The sequence below is a fragment of the Mucilaginibacter sp. CSA2-8R genome (assembly GCF_038806765.1).
Taxonomy (GTDB): domain Bacteria; phylum Bacteroidota; class Bacteroidia; order Sphingobacteriales; family Sphingobacteriaceae; genus Mucilaginibacter.
This window is the reverse complement of the sequence record NZ_CP152389.1, coordinates 58,309-80,646: the sequence shown is the minus strand read 5'-3', so window position 1 is coordinate 80,646 and position 22,338 is coordinate 58,309. Positions and strand designations below refer to the sequence as shown.

Here is a 22,338-nt window from a genome sequence, read left to right as displayed (position 1 = left end):
GTATTAGTTATTTGTGATTAACTTATTATTTAATAACTCGCTGTTAGAGATTGGCCAAATGTATCTTGGATCTGACGGCGGAATAGCCTGAACTAGCACAGTTCCGTTTGTACTTATTTTGGCCGGTATGGTTTGCAGTGTACGCATTAAGTCAGTATTGCGCAAACCTTCGCCTAAAAATTCAATATTTCTTTCCTGTAATATAGCGTTTACCAGCGCAGTGCTGTTAGCAAAACTGCCTGCCGTAAAAACGGTACTGGCGTCCGAGCGGCCACGTACAGCGTTCAATAGTGCGATAGCTTGTGCATCTACTCCTTGTGTACGGGCACGCGCTTCAGCTAAATTTAATAATACCTCGGCATAACGCATTACTGGTGCCCAATCCGGATACGGACTTGGCTGATTGTACTTTGTAATGTAAACCCTTCCGGTTGAGGTGTTTGTAAACAACAAACCAGTTCTTCTCACATCAGTTGCTTTCCAATTCGGATCAGCTATCACACCCAAAGGATTTAAATAATACTCGGCAACACCGGCAACGCTGGCATTTTGATAAAAATAATAGGCCAACTGGTTTTGAGTGCCAGGATTTTCGGTACCGGCCACAAAAGGTATTGAAAATATTGACTCAGTAGTGGTATACGGCGACCTGAAAACGTTTACAATATTGGGTTGCAGAGCATTAGCCACACGACCGGCAGGGGCGCTACCAGCAGCTGCAGTGAACGTACTGGTACCTACTATCTTGTTAGCCTCAGTAATTACATCATTATAGCGGCCCATGGTTAAATACACCCTTGTTTTTAACGCAATAATGGTATTGCGGTGTGCACGGGTGGTATTATCAGCAGCCGAACTGTAAGTTAAAGGCACCTGGGTTTCTGCCTCATCCAGGTCTTTTAAAATCTGAGTATATACCTGAGCTACGGTGCTTCTGGCCAGATCAAAATTTTGATAAGATGAATTACCTTTTAACCGCAAAGGCAAGCCCGGACTTGAGCCATTATTTTCAGTATAAGGTCGTGCATACAATTGCAGCAAAGAATAGTAAGACAATGCTCTCACAAATTTAGCTTCGCCAATATAATTGTTCGATAAATTGGCATCACCCAGTGTAGTGCTACCAGTGCTTCCCATACCTTCAATAAAAAGATTAGCCAAATTGATAGCATAATATGACTGCTGCCATACGTTTTGCACCTCGTCTGTAGTGGCTGTTACGTTTTGAGACCATGTGTTGTAAGCAGTAAAACCATTTTGCGATAAGTTAAGCCAGTTTTCGGCCTTAACCTCCTGGTAAACTTGGTAACGCCCACCGTACAGCGCTGAATAATAATTTCTTAAACCCGAAGCATATAAAGCCAGTACCTGGCTTTTAATACGCCCCGCTGTGCTAAATGGCTGTCCATTAGCATCTGATACCTGTGTTTGATTTTCAGGTGTTAATAAACTTTTTTGGCAGGAGTTCATAACGAGGGCTCCAATACCTAATATGATCGTTAAAAATTTCTTTTTCATCTTTTAATTACTTTAAGCGTTAAAACTTAGCGGTAAATCCTGCGGTGAACGTACGTTGATTAGCTGCCGAATTTCTGTCAATACCTTGTGCAGTGTTGTAAGATTGTCCGCTACCGGCACCATTAGATGACACCTCAGGATCTGAACCCGGATATTTGGTAATAAATAAAAGATTGTACCCGGTTACATAGAACCGCAAGTTTGAAAGACCAACCTTGTTTAATACCGATTTTGGCAGCGTATATCCAAAATTGAAGCTTTTTACTTTGATGAAATCATTTTTGAATACGTTAGCTGAGATAGGCAATGTAGAACCATTTGATACGTTATCACTTGCCACTAAACGTGGTACACTGGTAATTTGGCCAGGTGTTGTCCAGCGGTCCAATACATCTGTGGTGTTGTTCCAAAAACGCTGGTCATGTAGTCCGGCATTTGTACCATAGTAAGTATATCCACCAATCTGGTAAGTTAATAAAACGTTTAGATCAAAGCTCTTATAGCGGAATGTGTTGTTAAAACCACCAAAAGCCTTGGGTGCTGTTTGTTTGTAATTAACCGCATCAGCACTTTGAGTGATGGCAGGTGCTCTTGTACCATCCTCATACTCCCACTGGAAACGACCGGCAGCAGGTACATGGTTGTACAAAACTCTGCGTCCGGAGCCATCTAAAAATATGCGACGGCCACTTGCCGGATCTACACCTTCGGTACGTACAATATATAAACTACCTACCGAATGACCAACTTCGCTTATACTTGCTGTTTCACTACCTGATGTTGCTGTTAAGATTCGGGTTTGCCCATCAGCAAGACCAGTTAGCTGGTTACGGTTGAACGAAATATTAAACGATGTATTCCAGCTAAACGCTTTACCACGAATGGCATCAGCATTTAAAGCAAACTCAAAACCCTTATTAAACATAGAGCCAATGTTTATAACCGGGCTTGACGGCAAACCGGCCGAAGGGGCTGTTTGCACCGGAAGAATCAAATCTTTAATGTCGTTTTTGTAATAGGTAACCTCACCGGTGATTCTATCATCCAAGAAGCCAAAGTTTGCACCAATATCTGTTTTAGTAATGGTTTCCCATTTTAAGTTAGGATTACCGGTTTGATTAAAATACAAGCTGCCGCCTGCGTTGTATAATCCGGTAGCATAAAGGCCGTAAGAATCATAAGCACCAATTGCATTTGAATTACCAACCCGACCGTAGCTGGCACGCAGTTTAAAGCTGCTGAATAGTTTATCAGCCTTAATGGCAGTCCAGAATTTCTCGCGGGCAATCTCGTAAGCAATGGCACCACCAGGAAAATAGCCGGCTTTGTTATTTGCACCAAAGCCCGAAAACTCATCACGACGTAAAGTGGCGCTTAAATAGTACTTTTTATCAAAATCGTAATTTAAACGTCCAAAAAATGACACCAGATAATCTTCAGAATAGTTTAATCCTGACGGAACGTTAGTACCAAATCCAGCCTGTATTACATTGAAAGCAGGATCGGATATTACGGTACGGTTGATACCAAAACCTCTGGAAATGGTACGTTGTTGCTCGTTACCTAGTAATAAACTTAAGTTATGTTTACCGCCAAAGCTGCGATCAATCTGTAAAGTATTATCCCAAACCCATCTTTGATTTTTAAAGAATGTTCCGGTGGCTGATGCGGTTGGGTTACCATCACCTTGTATTGGGTTTTGAAATATGTCGACATTACGGTACAAATAATCTATACCATACTGAGTTTTAAAGGTAATCCACGATAACGGCTTTACCTGTAAATACAAGTTGGATGCTATTTGATTTAACTCGTTGTTAGAACGGTTTAAATCCAAAATAGGTGCAATATTGTAATAACCCACACCTATACCCCTGTTAGCAGCTAAACCCAGCGTATTGCCGCTCACATTGTAAGAACCATCAGCATTATATGGACTGATGTTTGGAGGCAAAACTAAACCAATACGACCCAAACCTGTAATACCGAAGCCCTCACCATTTTGTGAGCCTGAACTGGTAGCAGCAGTATTTAAACTGTTGCTGTATGAAAGCTTACCACCTATAGTAATAATTTTACTGGCTTTATGATCAAAGTTGGCCAGCATTTGCTTCCTGTTAAAGTCGTTTTTTTCAAGTAACCCTTGTTGTTTGCTCCAGTTGGCTGATAAGTAGTAACTGGTTGACTCGTTAGCACCTGATAAACTTACTGTACTGTTATAGGATGTAGCCGTTCTATAAATTAAATCGAGCCAATTAGTGTTAACAATATTACCGTTACCATCTAAGGTGTTTTCGTAATATAAATCGTTAGATGCTCCGGTTCTGCGATAAGTACCTGCGTTAACTAAGCCTTCGTTTTTAAGTACAGTATAATCTGCTGCACCCAAAAGCTTAGGTAAACGGAAAGGCTTACTCTCTCCAATCCAGCTATCCAGCGTTACTACTGTTTTGCCCCTTTTGCCCTTTTTAGTAGTTACAAAAATTACTCCGTTAGCTGCCCGGCTACCATAGATGGCTGTTGCTGCAGCATCTTTACCTACATCGATACTCTCAATATCTTCCGGATTGATACTACCTAAAGCATCACCCGCGGCTGCCGTTTGACCATTGTTGTTACCGCTAAAGCTTGGTACACCATCAATTACATAAAGTGGCTGTGAGCTACCATTAATAGAGTTTGTACCCCGAATGCGGATTACCGGTGTAGAGTTTAATACACCAGCCGGAATGTTTACCTGTGCACCTGCAACACGGCCACCTAAAGCTTGTTGAAAATTTTGAACCGGTTGTTGTGCTACATCCCTACCTTTTACCGATGAGATACTGCCTACTACATCGCGCCTTACTTGCGTACCGTAGCCTACCACTACCACTTCGTTTAACGCACTTGCAGTTCCGGTTAAGGCGACACTTAGCTTGTCACTTGTTGGTGTTGCTATTTGGGCATCAAAGCCAACAAAAGAAAAGATCAATGCTTGTCCTGATGCAACTTTAATTGAATATCCACCATCTGGGCCGGTTTGCGTTCCGGATTTCGAACCTTGAATCATCACACTTACTCCTGGAAGCGGCTGACCATCGGTTTTACTGGTTACTGTACCAGTAACAGTTCGGGTTTGAGCATAAGCCTGAGCGCTTATCATCACAAAAACCCACAAAAGTCTTCGTAAAATTTGTTTCATCAGTTAATAGTTTAGTTAATTGGCAACAATTTATGATAAACTATTTAATTATGGCAACTATTCAATTTAATTTTAACACTTTTCTAATTAAACACTAAAGCTTTTTACAAAAATCTATAATATTTAGTGTTCTTTTTCTAAAAATACTCATTTAAAAAATTATTTACTTCGAAATATCATGCATCTCATCATTTTATAGAGTAATTAAGCAAATTGTAACCTTTTTTAAATATCCACCCATCCTTTATATTTTACCATTCATCGAATTATATATCTACAATGCCTATATTTAATGAGCTTTGTAGTACATGAAAGCAGAACTGAGTTATCATAACGGATCTATTGCCAGGATCAATCTGGTAAATGCTCTTATTGGGATTGTTATAGGTATATGCATCAGTGCCGTGCAATCGGCTTTTAATAACCGGCTCATGCCGGTTAAAAATGTACTGCTTACTACTATGTTCAGTGTCATTATCACACTGAGCATTACCAACAGTGTTATTTTATACCAACGTTATCTCAAACCCCAAAAAGTAAACATCTGGAAATTTGTTGCGGTATACTATGCCTGCAACCTGCTGGGCATGTTTGTGGGCATCGAGCTGTCTTACTTTATTCTTTCACTGCTGTTTAGAACCACTTACACTCCGTTAAAGCATTTTGATGACTATAAATTCACGTTTGTTATTGTATTGATTATAGGCACCATATTTTATTTTTATATGGCACAAAAGGCCAACATGCGGGCCCGGCTCCAAGAAACAGAACTGGATATAGCCAAGCTTAAACAATTAAAAACACAGGCAGAGCTACAAACGCTACAGTCTAAAATAAACCCTCACTTTTTATACAACTCCTTAAATTCTATTGCCAGCCTGATTCATGAGGATGCCGACAGGGCCGAAGAGATGACCTTAAAGCTGTCAAAACTATTTCGGTACAGTATTAACTCGCAACAGCAAAATATGGCACGGGTATGCGACGAAATGGAGATAGTTAACACCTACCTTGATATAGAGAAAATTCGCTTTGGTGATCGCATTAACTTTAGCACTACAGTACACGATGAATTAAACAAGCACCTGGTTCCACGTTTTTTGATTCAACCCCTGGTTGAAAATGCGTTAAAGCACGGCTTGCAAAATGTACCGCAAAATGGCATTTTAAATGTTGCTTTGCGGCAACAGCAGCAACGCTTAATTATTGAGGTAACCGATAATGGCCGCCCCTTCCCTCAAGAGTTAGAGTTAGGTTATGGGTTACAAAGCACTTATGATAAACTGGCTTTAATTTATGGCGATGATTACGAGATACAGTTGATTAATACCCCTCAAAAGCAATTATTTATCAGCTTACCGTTAACCGTAGTACCCAACCAGCATAGCAAGTTAGGTTATATTAACGCCTGCCTGTTTTAAGCCACTATACGCAATTTATAACTCTTATAATTAATCAAACGCACCATTATAATTTAATGAAAACCTGGAGAACCTTAATTATTGACGATGAACAGCTGGCCCGGCAACGACTGAAACGTTTGCTTAAACCATTTGAAGAATTTGAGATTATAGGCGAAGCCGTTAATGGCGCTGATGGATTAGAACAAATTGAGGCATTGAAACCCGAATTGATATTTTTAGATATAGAGATGCCTTTATTAAACGGATTTGAAATGTTAAGCCGTTTACAGCATCAACCAAAAGTAGTATTCACCACCGCTTACGACCAATATGCCATTAAGGCGTTCGAAGAGGACTCTATAGATTACCTGCTTAAGCCTATTGAAGCCGAGCGTTTAGCCAAAACCGTGAAGAAGCTACAGCAAAGCATGCAGCAACCGGTCCATGCCTTACCGCTGGAGGCCCTGATGCAACGGTTGTTTGTTAAAAAAGAGCTGAAGACCTTAACGGTAAAAATTGGCGACAAAATTTTACTCATTAAACTCGCTGACATTGTATACATTGAGGCTGAAGACAAATATGTTTTTCTGCACACCACTGACGGCCGTAAACATCTTACCGATTTTACCATTACCACATTAGAAGAGAAACTACCTGAAGCATTTATACGCATTCACCGCAGCAGCATTATTAATACCGAGCACATTAAAGAAATAAGAAAAGGCTTTAACGGCGCTTTGGTGTTTGTGATGGATAATACAGCAGGCAGCAAGCTTACCTCGAGCCGCTCCAACGGCGATGTGCTGCGCGAGCGGTTTGATATTTAGTATTCTTCGCTGATGAAGATGCGCGGACTTTGAAATGTAAATGCAGTTACGCCATCTGCTATTGTTTGGTATTGCTGAGGTGCTGTGAGTTTGAGGTTTTGCACTGCAATTTCCTGGTTAGAGGATAATACCTCTACCACTTGGCCGGCAGGCCGCCATTTGCTAAAGCCTGATGCTATAGCATAAATTTTTTTTCCCTGGTAAAAGATAACCAGGTTAATTTGATTAATGTACGCTGAAAATATGTCTGTTTCTAACCTATCGGTGATGATGTTTACCGCCGGATAGCCTTGCGTTAACAAGTAATCAAGCCCTGCCTGCAAGTTTGATTGGCCATCTACAGGTATCCATTTAACATCAGATTGATCAAAATAACTTACAGGGTTTGCAACAATCAAGTCTACCTTGATGCCGTAAACTACCAGTTGTTCGGCAACCGGAAGCGTAGCTATCAGGGTTGGGCTCCACTCCAGCAACTGCCCCAAATCTTCGTCGCCAAAGTTTTCAAGGCTCAGAATTAACAGCGCCGGCTCCTGCTTTTCGCGAACAATGTGATGAGATGACATATTTATATGGGTTTATACTATGTTTGCAGCTAATGCAGCCTTTATAATGTGAGTTCAAATATAAAATGAATTACAGCCAAACCCAACCCCATAACTTTGCCGTACTGGTGCATACGTGCGACCGGTACCAATTTTTATACCCGGGGTTTCATCATTTTTTTACTCAGCATTGGGATTTTAACACCAACTGCAACTACTATTTTGCGACTGAAGAACTGACTGTAAGTCTGCCCGGCTTCAACAATATACAATCCGGCAAAGGCGAGTGGGCCGACCGGCTGCGTTACCTGCTGCAAAGCACTATAAAAGAAAAATACATTATCTATTTTCAGGAAGACATGTGGCTTACCAAGCCGACGAGCAGTTCTTTTTTTAACCAGATTTTTGACTTGATTATCGCGCAGCAGTGGCAACAGGTAAAGCTCACCAGTTCGGATGTTTATAAAACTCAACCAACTCAGCATTTTATTGAAGGCTTTAACATAGCCAAACTCGAAAATGCTACATCGGGATTTTTAATGTCGCACCAGGTTACCATCTGGGACAAAGATTACCTGATTGCACAATTGCACAACGGTGAACACCCCTGGCGCAACGAACGTAGGGGCACCAAGCGGCTTAAAAAACTCAACCCGGATATTTACCAAACAGATTACTTTGCCGAGAACGGACATCCGCCCATTAATAATAACCAACTGCAAGCAGTACGGAGCGAATATTTTACCATATCGGGCAATAGCATGCTGCAGGAAAATGTACTGCCTTATATTAGAAAGCTGCAACAAGCCGGACCCGAGCAGCAAGCTTATGCCGGCGAGCTTTTAAATCACTACCATAACCAGCTTACCCACGACGGGCAACCTAAGCCCCGTAAAGAAGATATTTTTAAGAAAATAAAACGCTTTTTTAAAGGCGGGTAGTGTTATTTATTGCGCCTCAAATAAAATCAATTTATACAAAAACGGCCCCTCAATTATTTTGAAGGGCCGTTAAAATTTATAATCAGTTTATTTTTTTAAAGCTTCGGGTATTACCTTACCTATGCAGCCGCTTGGCATCTGAATGTGTAACAGTGCGGCCAGCGTAGCCGAAATATCGGTCATGTGAGTGTCGCGGTTTAAACTGCCATGCTGTATGCCCCAACCCATAAAAATTAACGGGATGTGAGTATCATAAGGTGAGCTAACTCCGTGCGATGTGCCGGTGCGGCTGCGGCTGGCATACCATCCCGGTTTCATCACCACTTGTATGCTTCCGCTACGCTCCGAATTATATGCATTGATGATACGCTCGCGCAAATCAGCAGGGATGCTGGCCTCCTGTGCCTTTTGCATATCTACTACATACAGTACACCCGGCTGTTTGCTTAACCAATCTGTACACTCCTGCTTAATTTTAGCGGTGTTGCCTTTACCGGCAGCAACAGCTACATTATTAAAGTTTACCTGGTAGTTGTCAAAACTTAATACGGCACGTTTAATATCATCTTCTTTTTCAATAATGCGGTTAAGCTCATTTACTGCAGCAGTGCCGTCAAACAAACCAGTCGGGATATTATGCTCTTTTAAAAAGGTACTGTTATTAGCTGCACCATGGTCGGCCGATAAGAAAACGGTATAGTTTCCTTTACCCAGCTTACCATCCAAATAAGTGAAAAACGCAGCCAAATCACGGTCGAGGCGTAGATATACATCCTCAGCTTCGATAGAGTTAGGACCAAACTGGTGACCTATATAATCGGTAGATGATAAGCTTACGGCTAAAAAATCGGTTTGTGTGCCCTGGCCTAAACGCTCGGCCTCCATCGCCGCTTTGGCAAAATCGAGTGTAAAGGTATTGCCGTAAGGGTTACTGCGTATAGCGCTATAATCTGAACCCTTTATAGCCGGAATATTATGCGGAAAAACCGGCGCCGTTTCGCCGCGGTAAGCGCCCTCAAAAGGGGTATTGTCTGCAGTGCTTTGTTTATAGCTATCTATCGGGTATAGCGTATTCCAGGGTTTGCTCAAATAAGCGCTCACCATCTTTTTACTATTAAACGTATTAACCCAGGCAGGTAAACTTTTGGTATAATATGTACTGGTAATCCAATTACCCGAAGCATCATCAAACCAGTACGCGCCATCAGGCGTATGGCCTGCAGGTAAAATACTACCCCGGTCTTTTAGTGCAATACCAATTACTTTAGAACGAAAGTTAGTCGCCATTTTTAGCTCATCAGTAATGGTACTCGCCTGTAAGTTACGAGGCGACATCTTGCCGGCCGGAGAGGTAGAGCCTACCGATTGCACCGTAGTATCTTCGGCACAATACATGTACCTACCCGTGGCCTGTATAAAAAAGTTGTTAGCAGCAATACCGTGTATAGATGGCACAGAACCGGTATAGATGCAAGAGTGACCCGGCCCTGTTTCGGTTGGTAAATAATCAATGTGGGTATTTTCGCAGGTAAAACCCTCGCCCAGCAATCGGCGAAAGCCTCCGGCTTCGTAACGTTCGTTAAAACGGTAAAGATAATCCCAACGCATTTGGTCAACTACTAAGCCTACCACCAGTTTTGGCCGGTTTAAGGTATAAGTGCCGACTGCTGGCTTGGCTTTTTGTGCCACAGCAAACGAAGATGTAAAAGCAAGAACCGCTAAAAGCTGGCATTTGATGTTCATACTGAGTATGGTTTGTTAAAAAGTCCAAATATCAGCATTGCTATGAAAACACAGTGTGACTTTTTTGTTATAAATTTTACAAAAAAGCAGTCGTCGTTTAAATATCCATCACTTCTTTTTTCTTTTTCGTTTTCAGTTTTTTGGGGATAAAGTGCAGGATCTCATTTTTAAGGGCCTCAATCATACGCCGCTTTAAAAAATTACGCTGTATAACAATACTCACTTCGCGGGCCGGCTCCGGCGATTTAAAGTATCTTATTTTCTCCAGGTTTTTATCGCTCAGATCATCTAACGCCAGTTCGGGCAATATCGTGGCCCCGTCATTTTGATCTACCATACGTTTCAAGGTATCAACACTACCGGTATTGTACTCAAAATGCTGAAACCCTTTGGTTGATTTGCGCCGCTGGCAGATGTTTAACACCTGCTCGCGCATGCAATGCCCTTCGTCCAATACCCAAAGCTCTTCTATATCAATATCCTCAGCACTTATATTTTTCTTTTTGTATAGCTTACTGGCTTTAGATACATAAGCTACAAAGTTTTCGTAAAATACCGGAATTTCGGTCAGGCTATTCTCGCGCAAGGGGGTTGATAATATACCACAATCAATTACGCCCAACTTTAATTGCTGAATAATACTCTCCGTATTTTGTTCCCAAACCACCAGTTTTACCTGCGGGTACTTTTCAACAAACCGGCTAATAATGCGTGGCAGCAAATAGGGTGCTATGGTAGGGATAATCCCTATTTTTAATTCGCCGGTGAGCTCTTTTTGACGGTCGGTAATAATTTCCTTTATTTTATAGCTTTCGGCCAGCATAATGCGTGCCTGTGCAATAATTTCCATACCTACCTCAGTAGCTACTACCGGTTGCCGGGTACGGTCAAAAATCTTTACACCAAGTACATCTTCCAGTTTTTGTATCTGCATACTCAGGGTAGGTTGCGTTACAAAACACTTATCTGCCGCAAGCACAAAGCTCTTATACGTATCAACGGCAACAATGTACTCAAGCTGCGTAATGGTCATATCTATAAAATCTATGAACAAATATAAGATGTATCATTTTTGTTTATGGATTATTGAAATTTTTTTATTGTTAAATTTCCAATAATATTAAATATCAAAAAGGCCCTTTAAATGCTTGTATTAAAACATTTAAGAGGCCTTAAATTAAAAACCGGCAACTTATTCTACCGTAACTGATTTTGCCAGATTACGGGGCTGGTCAACATTACAGCCGCGCAACACGGCAATATGATAAGACAGTAACTGCAGTGGTATAGTTGCCACCAGCGGAACAAAAGCCTCAGCAGTTTGCGGTATTTCGATTACATAATCAGCCATACGCCTAACTTCGGTATCGCCTTCGGTTACAATGGCTATTAAACGACCGCTACGTGCCTTTACTTCCTGAATATTACTAATCACCTTTTCGTACGACGAATGCTGGGTAGCAATAACCACTACAGGCATCTCTTCATCTATTAAGGCAATTGGCCCGTGCTTCATTTCGGCTGCAGGGTATCCTTCTGCGTGTATGTAAGATATTTCTTTAAGTTTGAGCGCTCCCTCTAAAGCTACCGGGAAAGAGCTGCCCCGACCTAAAAACAGGCAATTGCGGCTGTTTTGAAAATCATAGGCAATCTTTTTGATATGCTCTTCTGATTGCAAAGCTTTTTCAATCAGTTCAGGAATTTCATCCAACTCTGTTAAAAACTCAACCAGCTTGCCGGTAGTAATTGATCCTCTTATTTGGGCCGTATAAAATGCGATTAACGTTAATACAGTCACCTGCGCCGTAAAGGCTTTAGTCGAAGCTACACCAATTTCGGGCCCGGCATGGGTGTAGACGCCGGCATGCGTAGCACGCGGAATGGATGAACCTACTACGTTACAAACACCAAAGATGGTGGCACCGCGTTCTTTAGCCAATTCAATAGCCGCCATAGTATCAGCCGTTTCACCCGATTGCGAAATGGCTATGACCAAATCTTTTTCGCTGATGATAGGGTTACGGTATCTAAACTCTGACGCATATTCTACCTCCACCGGAACGCGGGCATATTCTTCAATCAAATACTCAGCAACCAAGCCGGCATGCCATGAGGTACCACAGGCTACAATAATGATACGGTCAATATTACGAAGCTTATCCGCATACTCTTTAAGTCCGCCCAATTGAACTTTACCTTGTTGCGGATAGATACGTCCACGCATACAATCACGTACTGAGCGGGGCTGCTCATAAATCTCTTTAAGCATAAAATGCTCGTATCCGCCTTTCTCCAGCATCTCTAACTGCAGTTCAAGCTTTTGTATGTATGGCACCCGAACGCTATTGTCAATATTTTTGATCAATAGATCTTCCCGGCGGATGTAGGCAATTTCATTATCGTTCAGGTAAATGACGTTCTTGGTATATTCTACAATAGGTGTAGCATCAGATGCAATAAAATATTCGCCCTCGCCTACCCCAATAACCATAGGGCTGCCCTTGCGTGCAGCAATAAGCTGATCGGGTTCATCAGCGCTCATAATAACAATAGCATATGCACCAACTACTTTGTTTAAAGCAATACGTACCGCCTCACGTAGCTCCAGCCCGGTTTCTTGCTGTATGTCTTCAACAAAGTGAATCAATACTTCGGTATCGGTATCACTTTTAAATATGTGCCCCTTAGCAAGCAGTGCTTCTTTAAGCACTGCATAATTTTCGATAATGCCGTTGTGAATAATGGTTAGCTTACGGTCTCCGGATGAGTGCGGGTGGGAGTTACGGTCGCTTGGGGCACCATGTGTAGCCCAGCGGGTATGCCCCATACCTAACGAGCCCTTTGTACTTAAATCTTTTGCAAAGTTTTCCAGATCGTTCACCTTGCCGGCCTTTTTATAAACCTTCAGCTCATTGTCGAGCAAGGCAACACCTGCGCTGTCATAACCGCGATATTCCAGACGGTGCAGACCTTTAATTACGATGGGATAGGCATCCCTATAGCCGATATAACCTACAATTCCACACATAGTATAAATGGTAAAATTGTAAAGTTATCAAAATGCACTTATCAGCCTAAAGGTATTTTAACGTAAAACGTTTAAGCCTCTGCAACTTTTGAACTAAAAAGAAAGGCCTTCAAATTTGAAGGCCTTTCTTTTTAGTTATTCTTGGTGTATATCACATTTAGTTTTAAACGGTACGGTGATGATTTATCTGTACCAACCGCAACCACCCTGCCGGCGGTTTGTATGGTTGAACTGATGGCTACCTGAGTTGCCCGGCTCGTAGTATCAATGGTACCAATATAAGTACCATAGTCAGTTACCCGTCCCCTCAGCAAATCCTGAAGGTAACCTGTAATTACAAAATGATATTCTTTTTGAACAGGTAAGAAGTAGCCGCCAAATACCGAAGTTGAAAAGAAACGAGGATCTAATGCGCTGCTACTGGTACCGTTAGCATCAGGCAACTGCTGCCGCTGTTTAGCAATATCTAACCGATACATGGTAAGCTGTGGTTGCGGCACAAAAGGCGGCAGGTACGTACCCGGCTTGGGCGTAACTACCAACTCTGCCCGGTTAATAGCTATACTGCTAACATCCGCCGAACCAAACATGCTTTTCAAATTAGGAAAGCTTATCTTGGCTCTTAAGCCGGCTAAACCTTGTAAATAAAAGGTTTGATCGGAAGCGGTAGAGGTAAGTGCACTTTTTACCGCTGTTGGGTAAGTATTATAACGAGGCTTTATATAAGGCACGTTACTTATGACCGGTAAAGTAACTACCGAAGTATCGGTAACGCCGTTATTTACTACACGATAATAAACATTTACTCTGCTTGAATCTAGGTTAAACATTGCGGTACCACCTATCTGATTGGCCTGATCGCGCTTCATCCTAAGATAAATACCATTAAAGGCGTTTTGAAAAGCAGTGGTTGACGCAATAGCGGTTGCGTTGTTAAACAACAGGTTTGGAATGGTATTGCTATTTAAACGTATACGCAGATGAGCGGCAACATTACGAAGCGTATCAGGCGCACCTTTAATAATGTTAAACATCCGCACACGGGTTTTTGGCCTTATGTTAACCGCACCAATTGCATTGTTTAATGTAGCCAGTGAGTCATAGCTCCAGGCTCGGTTTACATAATAAGCGTTTTGGCCAATTTTCTCTTTAAGCGGATAAACATTTACCCGATACTTTGAATTTAAAGAATCGCCGTAAAAACCGTCTGCATAACGCAATTCCATCACTACCGAATCGGTGGTTACGGTGCCGGTAGGCACGGTATATGCCGAGCCGCCAGGTAAATTAAGCGCGGCAGCTATGCCCGACTCTGTAACGCCCAAGATATTATCATTTAAGTCAGATAAAGCCACCTTGGTCGAACCGGCCCCGGGTGCTTGTGTAGGCACATTATCAGTATCCGTTTTAACAACAATATCGTCATAAACCATCAGGGTACCATTAATCTGCTGGTCGCCCACCGGCAAGCCAATATCATTCTGGTTTTTGCAACTACCCAAAATAAAAAGACTTATCAACAGGGTTAATAAGTCTATCCGGAAAAATTTCATATGTACTTTCAAATCTTAAGCAACGTTTACCAGTTCATCAGTGGTAATTTCGTCGTAAAAATTGTAATAATTTTCGAAATCAGCGGTCGAATCAAACTCTAAAACAGGTTTTTGGCTGTTTTTAACATAATTTAACACTTCAGTATCTAAGTTTTCGCTGGCTAAAACCACCGCATCACTATACTGTACAGCACCTTCGTGCAAGGCGTTATTGGTACCCGGCTTAAAGGTTTCGGTATGCTGCTCGGTCATATCGCTCATCACTGCTTTGCGGGCGAATTCCGGATTTAAACTATCTGTGAATGCGTTTTCGTAAATCGAATACACCACCTTAGAATGTTTAAACGTCGGATCGTCCTTATAAGTAGTTTTAAGGTATGCAGGTACTAAAGCGCTCATCCACCCGTGGCAATGAACCACATCAGGCGACCATCCTAATTTTTTAACCGTCTCTAATGCACCTTTACAAAAGAATATCATGCGCTCATCGTTATCGGCATAAAACTTTCCGTCTTTATCGCCAAAAACATGCTTACGCTGAAAATACTCTTCATTATCCAGGAAATATACCTGCATCCGTGCAGCTGGTATAGAAGCTACCTTAATAATCAGCGGATTATCATTGTCATTAATAATGATATTCATTCCCGACAACCGTATCACCTCGTGAAGCCTGTTCCTGCGTTCATTAATGTTCCCAAAGCGCGGCATTAAAATACGAATCTCAAAGCCTTTGTCTTGCATAGCCTGCGGAAGCTGGCGGGTTATTTCAGAAATCTTGGTGAGTTCAAGAAAGGGAGACATTTCATGAGTTATGAACAAAAGCTTAGATTTACCCATCTCTATATCAAAATTAAGTTATATGTAAAGAAGTTCAAATAAAATTTGAGTGTGCAAATATACACATTATCTTATGAACTATCAACGATTTATGCAAGTAGTTTTGGTTTTAAGCGCGTAAATACACACCTTTGCCCGCTTTTTTAATTATTTTTTAGTTGAAAATATTTACTACCAAAAAAGAGGTTGGAGATTACCTCAAACAGCTGCAGGCCAACGGCAAAACAGTTGGATTTGTACCTACTATGGGCGCCCTGCACCAGGGGCACTTATCATTGCTTGCGCAAGCTAAAAAGCAAACCGATGTAGTGGTGTGCAGTATTTTTGTAAACCCTACCCAGTTTAACGACCCTGAAGACCTGGAAAAGTATCCCCGCCCTATTGAAGCCGACATTTTAAAGCTGGAGCAAGCCGGATGCGATGTGCTGTTTAACCCACCGGTTAGCGAAATGTATAACGGCCCCGAAGAATGGCACCTTGATATTGGCGAACTGGAACATTTACTGGAAGGCAAATTCAGACCAGGGCATTACCAGGGCGTAACGCAGGTGGTAAATAAACTTTTCAGCATCGTTAACCCTGATGTTGCCTTTTTTGGGCAGAAAGATTATCAGCAGGTGATGGTAATTAACCGAATGGTGGAATTACTAAACTTACCGGTGAAGATTGTAATGTGCGCCATTGAACGCGAACAGGATGGTTTGGCCATGAGTTCAAGAAATATACATTTATCTGCCACCGACCGCCAGCATGCTTTAGTTTTATACCGCGCCCTGCAACAGGCCAAAGCCAATTATGTGGCCGGTCATTCGGTAGAGCAAATTGAACAGCAAGCTTCGGCCGTTATTGACGAGGAACCAGATACACAGCTGGAATATTTTGAGATAGCCGATGGGCAAACCCTGCAGCCAGCTACTGCACAGAGCAGGAGCTTAGTAGCACTGGTAGCTGCCCGTGTTGGCCATACCCGCCTCATTGATAATGTGGTAATATAGTGATAACACGCTGTTGTATTTAATTGCTAACTTTGTATTATGATTATTGAGGTGTTGAAATCTAAAATCCATCGTGCTAAAGTAACGCAGGCCGAACTAAACTACGTAGGCAGCATTACTATTGATGAGGATTTAATAGAAGCGGCGAATATTATCCCAAATGAAAAGGTACAGATTGTTAATAATAACAACGGTGCCCGTTTCGAAACTTATGTGATTAGAGGCGAACGCGGAAGCGGAACAATTTGCCTTAATGGCGCTACTGCCCGCCTGGCGCAGGTAGGTGATATTGTGATTATTATGTCGTACGCTTACATGGAACAGGCTGAAGCCCGCCAGTACGAACCTATTTTAGTATTTCCTGATACAGATAATAAATTAATTCGATAAATTAGGCACCCTGATTTAATTGAATTTTTTGATGAAATATATCTTAGTTGCATGCTGTCTGCTATTAGCTACCGGCAGCCGGGCACAACAGGCTTCTTCCTCTAAAGTATTGCAGGTATTCTTTTATAAGAATGACGGTTCTAAATTATCCACTGCAGACAGCGCCGACTTTATTCGGGCGGTAACCCTGCCCGACTCCGGATCAACCTTATTCGGTATCAGCGATTATTATCGCAATAACAAACCTAAGCTGATGGGTAAATCGACGGCTATTGACCCTCCTATAATGCAGGACCAGTGCGTAAGTTACTATCCTAATGGTAAGCGCGAATCGGTTTTAACGTATGATAATGGCCAGTTAATTGGTACAGGCTATTTATTTTACCCTAACGGCAAGCTGCACCTAAGCGTTACTTACGATACCGCATCAAACAAACTACCTGAAGAAAGAGCGTTTATAAGCAGCTGCATGGACACCACCGGCACAGCCACCGTAACTGATGGCAACGGCCGCTACGTAGATTACAACCCAAATACCGGAACTGTAAGTGAAGAAGGCCCTATTAAAAACGGCAAACCCGACGGCGAATGGCATGGCAATTACCCCACCGAAAAGGTAACTTACAATGACACTTACAACAACGGCAAGTTTGTATCGGGCTATTGCGTTACGGCCAATGGCACCAAATATACCTACACCCGTCGTCAGCAGTCGCCTGAGTTTAAAGGTGGCGATCCTGCTTTTGTGGCGCTCATCAAAAAGAAATTTAAATACCCAGCTACGCTTAAAAATAAATCAACCAATGGGGTGCTAACTTTCCTGGTAGAAAAAACCGGCAAAGTAAGCCATGGTCGTTTTTTAGGCAACATTTCTCCTGAAATTAATAAGATTATTACTGATGCCATTAATGCCTCGCCTAACTGGAAACCGGCTATTCAGAATGGCTTACCAATAAACTCCTCCTGGTTGGTTACGGCAACATTCGGTACACCGACAGCACCGGTTAAAAAAACAGCAAAATAGCAATATGATTGCCGCTTGCTGACTTACCGGCTTTTTTGAGCAGCTTAGCTAAATTACCTTTTTAAGCCCCGAGCTCAGGCAACACTTAAGTTTGGTGTTAGAAGAAGCTTTTGCTAAAAAGAATGATACTGCTCAAAGCCGGACTTGTAAGAAAACGCTTTTCTAAGCGCTTTTTTTAAAAAGTACGGCTTGGCTTGCACTACTTGGTTTATGGGCAAAAATTTTTCATAAGCTTACAGCTTCTTTATGCAATATTTATATAAGCAGTTGTTAGAAATTAATATTATCAGGCGGTTGCTTACCGAGCAAATATTTAATAAACAGTAGCTATCTTTAACCATAATTACTGAACCTGTATGCGCTCACTTATCACAATATTACTGTCATCCATTCTTTTCAGTGCTTATGCACAACGCCAAAATGTTTATTACATTAAAGGTATAAGCCAGAAGGTATCTACACGGGATAGTGCAGACTTTATTCGCATAGTACGTGAGCCCGATTCGGGTTCTGTGCTATATAAATTAACGGAGTACTATGGCAATGGTACCCAAAAGCTGCTTGGCCTATCATCAACTATTGACCCGATTAAATTTGAAGGAATAAGCACAACGTTTGATAAGAACGGCAAACGCCGGACAGTTCTGAATTTTAAGGCGGGACGCCTTTTAGGTGATCAATACTATTATTACCCCAATGGCAAACTTAGGGAAGCCAGAACATATCTTGCTCCTGGTAAAGATTTTAAAGAAATTTATCTCATAAATACCTACAATGACTCAACCGGCAAAGCATTAGTAACCGCAGGTAATGGCCATTACCAAAATCAGGATTATCAAAATAAAACGTTTTCTGAAGGGGAATTGAAAGATGGTTTAAAACAGGGTGAATGGAAAACATCTGTTAAAAATGACAGCATCATCGTTAACGAAATTTATAACTCCGGCACTTTTGTAAAAGGTACAGCAAAATTTGCCAATGGAGAAGTAGTGACCTATGATAAGCCAGAAACATTACCACAATTTCCGGGCGGCGTTGATGGATTTGGTAGATTTTTGGGCAGAACACTTCGGTACCCTGCGGACGCCCAACGAAATGGCATCCAGGGACGGGTGATGCTTTCGTTTGTAGTAGAAAAAGACGGTAGCCTTACCAACATTCATCCTGTTGGCGCATCGCCGTCACCTTTGTTAACCGAAGAGGCTACCAGAGTACTGAACGAAAGCCCAAAATGGCAACCAGGCATGCAATATGGGCGCGCGGTGAGAGTACAATATACGGTGCCTATTATATTTAATTTAGGTCGATAATAGCTTAATTATTCGGCCATTATTAAATTATCATTTTTTTAAATCAGATACCTGTTAAAGTCCTATCTTTGCATCCCGACGCTGAAGTCGGGTTTTTTGCATTTCAGCGCATAGCTTTTTGAGTGTTTACCGTTAATCATTTGCCATCTAAAAAACCGTGCGCAAATATTAACCACGGACTTTTAAACAACAAATATTGATTTAAGACTATGCCCAAAGATACCTCCATCAAATCAGTACTGATTATCGGCTCAGGCCCTATCATCATTGGTCAGGCTTGCGAGTTTGACTATGCCGGTTCACAAGCTGCCCTTTCGCTAAAAGACGAAGGCATCGAAGTATCCATCATCAACAGCAACCCGGCAACCATCATGACCGACAAAGTAATTGCCGATCATGTGTACCTGCTGCCCCTTACGTGCGAAAGCCTGGAAAAAATTCTGAGCGAACAGCATATTGATGCCGTGTTGCCTACTATGGGCGGCCAAACGGCATTAAACCTGTGTATTGAAGCTTCAGAGCGTGGTATTTGGGAGAAACACAATGTTAAGGTAGTTGGTGTTGACGTTGCTGCCATCGAAAAAACCGAAAACCGTGAGGCTTTCCGCCAGTTGATGGTTGACATCAATGTTGGCGTAGCTAAATCTAAAATTGCTAACTCGTTTTTAGAAGGTAAAGAAGCTGCGCAGGAAATCGGTTTTCCGCTGGTTATCCGCCCGAGCTATACGCTGGGTGGTAAAGGTGCCGGCTTTGTACACAAAAAAGAAGATTTTGATGCTGCCCTGAGCCGTGGCCTACAAGCCTCTCCTACCCATGAGGTACTGGTAGAGCAAGCGGTTTTAGGCTGGAAAGAATATGAGCTGGAGTTGCTGCGCGATAACCGCGACAATGTGATCATCATCTGTTCTATCGAGAACTTTGACCCGATGGGCATCCACACTGGCGACTCCATTACCGTTGCACCGGCCATGACCCTTAGCGATCGTTGTTACCAGGAAATGCGCAACCAGGCCATCAAGATGATGCGTGCCATTGGTAACTTTGCAGGTGGCTGTAACGTTCAGTTTTCGGTTAACCCGGCTAATGAAGAGATCATCGCCATCGAAATTAACCCGCGCGTTTCGCGTTCATCAGCCTTGGCGTCTAAAGCAACCGGATACCCGATTGCTAAAATTGCTGCCAAGCTGGCTATCGGTTATAACCTGGACGAGGTAGAAAACCAAATTACCAAAACTACCTCTGCTTATTTTGAGCCAACCTTGGATTACGTTATCGTTAAAATCCCGCGTTGGAACTTTGATAAATTTAAAGGTGCCAACAAAGAACTGGGCCTACAGATGAAATCGGTAGGTGAGGTAATGGGTATTGGCCGCAGCTTTATTGAGGCGTTGCAAAAAGCTTGTCAGAGTTTAGAGATTGGCCGTGCAGGCTTAGGTGCCGATGGTCGTCAAAGCCGCAACTTAGACGAAATTATGCATAGCCTGGAGCATCCAAGCTGGGACCGTTTGTTTCACGTTTACGATGCGCTGAGCTTGGGCGTGCCTATTGAGTCGGTACGTAAAGCAACTAAAATTGACCGCTGGTTTTTAAACCAGATACAGGAAATTGTAAACCTGGAAAGCGAGTTGCGCCGCTACTCTATCAATAATATCCCTGATGATATTTTGCTTACCGTTAAGCAAAAAGGATTTTCGGACGTGCAGATTGCCTGGATATTAGGTGTGAATACCACCGAGGAGGATGTATATAAACGCCGTAAAACTTCAGGCATTAACCGGGTTTATAAAATGGTTGATACCTGTGCGGCAGAGTTCCAGGCACAAACACCATACTATTACTCAACTTACGAAGGCGAGAACGAATCTGTCGTATCTGATCGTAAAAAGATTATCGTATTAGGTTCAGGCCCTAACCGTATTGGCCAGGGTATTGAGTTTGACTATAGCTGTGTGCATGGTTTATTAGCTGCTAAAGAAGCAGGCTATGAAGCCATCATGATCAACTGTAACCCCGAAACCGTATCAACCGACTTTAACATGGCTGATAAGCTATACTTTGAGCCGGTGTTTTGGGAGCATGTTCGCGAGATTATTGACCTGGAAAAACCAGAAGGCGTTATTGTACAGTTAGGTGGCCAGACAGCCTTAAAGATGGCTGAAAAGCTGCATGAGCATGGCGTTAAGATTATTGGCACCTCTTTTAACGACATGGATATTGCCGAAGACCGCGGCCGTTTTTCTGATTTGTTGAAAGAGTTAGGCATTCCTTACCCTAAATATGGTGTTGCCGAAAGTGCCGAAGAGGCCTTAAAAGTAGCACATGAAGTAGGCTATCCGGTTTTGGTACGTCCAAGCTACGTACTGGGCGGCCAGGGTATGAGCATTGTTATTAATGATGAGGATCTGGAGCGTGCCGTAGTAAACCTGTTACGTAATTTGCCGGGCAACCGCGTGTTGATTGACCACTTCTTAGACCGTGCCTCGGAAGCTGAATCTGACTCGATCGGTGATGGCGAGGATGTACACATTGTGGGTATTATGGAGCACATTGAGCCTGCCGGTATCCACTCGGGCGACTCTTATGCTGTATTGCCACCGTTTGATTTGTCGGACAGCGTGATGGAGCAGATTGAAGAATATACCATCAAGCTGTCAAAAGCTTTGAATGTTCGCGGTTTGTTAAACATACAGTTTGCAGTTAAAAACGATAAGGTTTATGTAATTGAGGCTAACCCACGTGCTTCGCGTACCGTGCCGTTTATTGCCAAAGCTTACGATGCGCCATACATTAACATCGCTGCCAAAATTATGCTGGGTGCCAATAAGCTTAAAGATTTTAAGATTGAACGCAAGCTGGTAGGTTATGCTATTAAAGAACCGGTATTCTCTTTCGATAAATTCCCTGAAGTTACCAAAGAGCTGGGGCCTGAAATGAAATCAACCGGCGAAGCTATTCGTTTTATTCCAAACTTAATGGATCCTTACTTCCGCCATCTGTACAAAGAGAAATCGATGTATTTGAGCAAATAGTACAATTT

At 42.3% G+C, this 22,338-nt stretch carries 16 protein-coding genes; 8 read left to right on the top strand and 8 right to left on the bottom strand.

Features of this window, described 5'->3' with window-relative positions; all coding sequences use genetic code 11:
* Positions 1-3: 3 nt before the first annotated feature.
* Together AAGR14_RS00340 and AAGR14_RS00335 are read right to left on the bottom strand one after the other, a co-directional pair.
* Positions 4-1,518 carry a RagB/SusD family nutrient uptake outer membrane protein gene (locus AAGR14_RS00340; RefSeq protein WP_342646601.1) on the bottom strand — a complete coding sequence of 505 codons (1,515 nt, stop codon included), beginning with the start codon at positions 1,516-1,518 and terminating at the stop codon, positions 4-6.
* A 19-nt stretch (positions 1,519-1,537) separates the two neighbouring features.
* A complete protein-coding gene (locus tag AAGR14_RS00335; protein ID WP_342646600.1) occupies positions 1,538-4,702 on the bottom strand; it encodes a SusC/RagA family TonB-linked outer membrane protein in 3,165 nt (1,054 codons plus the stop codon).
* A gap of 308 nt (positions 4,703-5,010) precedes the next feature.
* On the opposite strand from AAGR14_RS00335, the gene AAGR14_RS00330 reads away from it, so the two are divergent.
* Both AAGR14_RS00330 and AAGR14_RS00325 read left to right on the top strand, forming a co-directional pair.
* A complete protein-coding gene (locus tag AAGR14_RS00330; RefSeq protein ID WP_342646599.1) occupies positions 5,011-6,123 on the top strand; it encodes a histidine kinase in 1,113 nt (370 codons plus the stop codon).
* A gap of 56 nt (positions 6,124-6,179) precedes the next feature.
* A complete protein-coding gene (locus AAGR14_RS00325; protein WP_342646598.1) occupies positions 6,180-6,932 on the top strand; it encodes a LytTR family transcriptional regulator DNA-binding domain-containing protein in 753 nt (250 codons plus the stop codon).
* Here AAGR14_RS00325 and AAGR14_RS00320 read toward each other — a convergent pair.
* Positions 6,929-7,498, bottom strand: a complete 570-nt coding sequence (locus AAGR14_RS00320; RefSeq protein WP_342646597.1) for a thiamine pyrophosphokinase — start codon at positions 7,496-7,498, stop codon at positions 6,929-6,931. The two genes, AAGR14_RS00325 and AAGR14_RS00320, sit on opposite strands and share 4 nt — an antisense overlap.
* A gap of 65 nt (positions 7,499-7,563) precedes the next feature.
* Between AAGR14_RS00320 and AAGR14_RS00315 the strand changes: the two genes are divergently transcribed.
* Positions 7,564-8,418: a hypothetical protein gene (locus AAGR14_RS00315; RefSeq protein ID WP_342646596.1), complete on the top strand. Its 855-nt coding sequence runs from the start codon at positions 7,564-7,566 to the stop codon at positions 8,416-8,418.
* 87 nt (positions 8,419-8,505) lie between these two features.
* Here the strand turns inward: AAGR14_RS00315 and pafA are convergent, their stop codons facing one another.
* The 5 genes from pafA to AAGR14_RS00290 all read right to left on the bottom strand — a co-directional run bounded on the left by pafA (position 8,506) and on the right by AAGR14_RS00290 (position 15,582).
* Positions 8,506-10,161 carry an alkaline phosphatase PafA gene (gene pafA, locus AAGR14_RS00310; RefSeq protein WP_342646595.1) on the bottom strand — a complete coding sequence of 552 codons (1,656 nt, stop codon included), beginning with the start codon at positions 10,159-10,161 and terminating at the stop codon, positions 8,506-8,508.
* Between the two features lie 97 nt (positions 10,162-10,258).
* Positions 10,259-11,194, bottom strand: coding sequence for a LysR substrate-binding domain-containing protein (locus AAGR14_RS00305; RefSeq protein ID WP_342646594.1), 936 nt, complete (start codon positions 11,192-11,194; stop codon positions 10,259-10,261).
* Between the two features lie 159 nt (positions 11,195-11,353).
* Positions 11,354-13,189 carry a glutamine--fructose-6-phosphate transaminase (isomerizing) gene (gene glmS / locus AAGR14_RS00300; protein ID WP_342646593.1) on the bottom strand — a complete coding sequence of 612 codons (1,836 nt, stop codon included), beginning with the start codon at positions 13,187-13,189 and terminating at the stop codon, positions 11,354-11,356.
* A 131-nt stretch (positions 13,190-13,320) separates the two neighbouring features.
* Positions 13,321-14,742: a DUF4270 family protein gene (locus AAGR14_RS00295; RefSeq protein WP_342646592.1), complete on the bottom strand. Its 1,422-nt coding sequence runs from the start codon at positions 14,740-14,742 to the stop codon at positions 13,321-13,323.
* A gap of 15 nt (positions 14,743-14,757) precedes the next feature.
* The gene (locus AAGR14_RS00290) at positions 14,758-15,582 is read right to left on the bottom strand and encodes a glycogen/starch synthase (RefSeq protein WP_342646591.1); all 825 of its coding nucleotides are present in this window, start codon (positions 15,580-15,582) and stop codon (positions 14,758-14,760) included.
* A gap of 158 nt (positions 15,583-15,740) precedes the next feature.
* Between AAGR14_RS00290 and panC the strand changes: the two genes are divergently transcribed.
* The 5 genes from panC (at position 15,741) to carB (ending at position 22,330) form a co-directional block, all read left to right on the top strand.
* On the top strand, positions 15,741-16,577 hold the full coding sequence (gene panC, locus AAGR14_RS00285) for a pantoate--beta-alanine ligase (RefSeq protein WP_342646590.1): 837 nt from the start codon (positions 15,741-15,743) through the stop codon (positions 16,575-16,577).
* A gap of 39 nt (positions 16,578-16,616) precedes the next feature.
* Positions 16,617-16,967 (top strand): aspartate 1-decarboxylase, encoded by a 351-nt coding sequence (gene panD / locus AAGR14_RS00280; RefSeq protein ID WP_342646589.1) that lies wholly within the window; start codon positions 16,617-16,619, stop codon positions 16,965-16,967.
* Positions 16,968-16,998: 31 nt separating this feature from the next.
* A complete protein-coding gene (locus AAGR14_RS00275) occupies positions 16,999-17,991 on the top strand; it encodes a hypothetical protein (protein ID WP_342646588.1) in 993 nt (330 codons plus the stop codon).
* A gap of 356 nt (positions 17,992-18,347) precedes the next feature.
* Positions 18,348-19,301, top strand: a complete 954-nt coding sequence (locus tag AAGR14_RS00270) for a TonB family protein (RefSeq protein WP_342646587.1) — start codon at positions 18,348-18,350, stop codon at positions 19,299-19,301.
* A gap of 209 nt (positions 19,302-19,510) precedes the next feature.
* Entirely contained in the window at positions 19,511-22,330 is a 2,820-nt protein-coding gene (gene carB / locus AAGR14_RS00265) for a carbamoyl-phosphate synthase large subunit (protein WP_342646586.1), read from the top strand.
* The last annotated feature ends 8 nt before the right edge of the window (positions 22,331-22,338 follow it).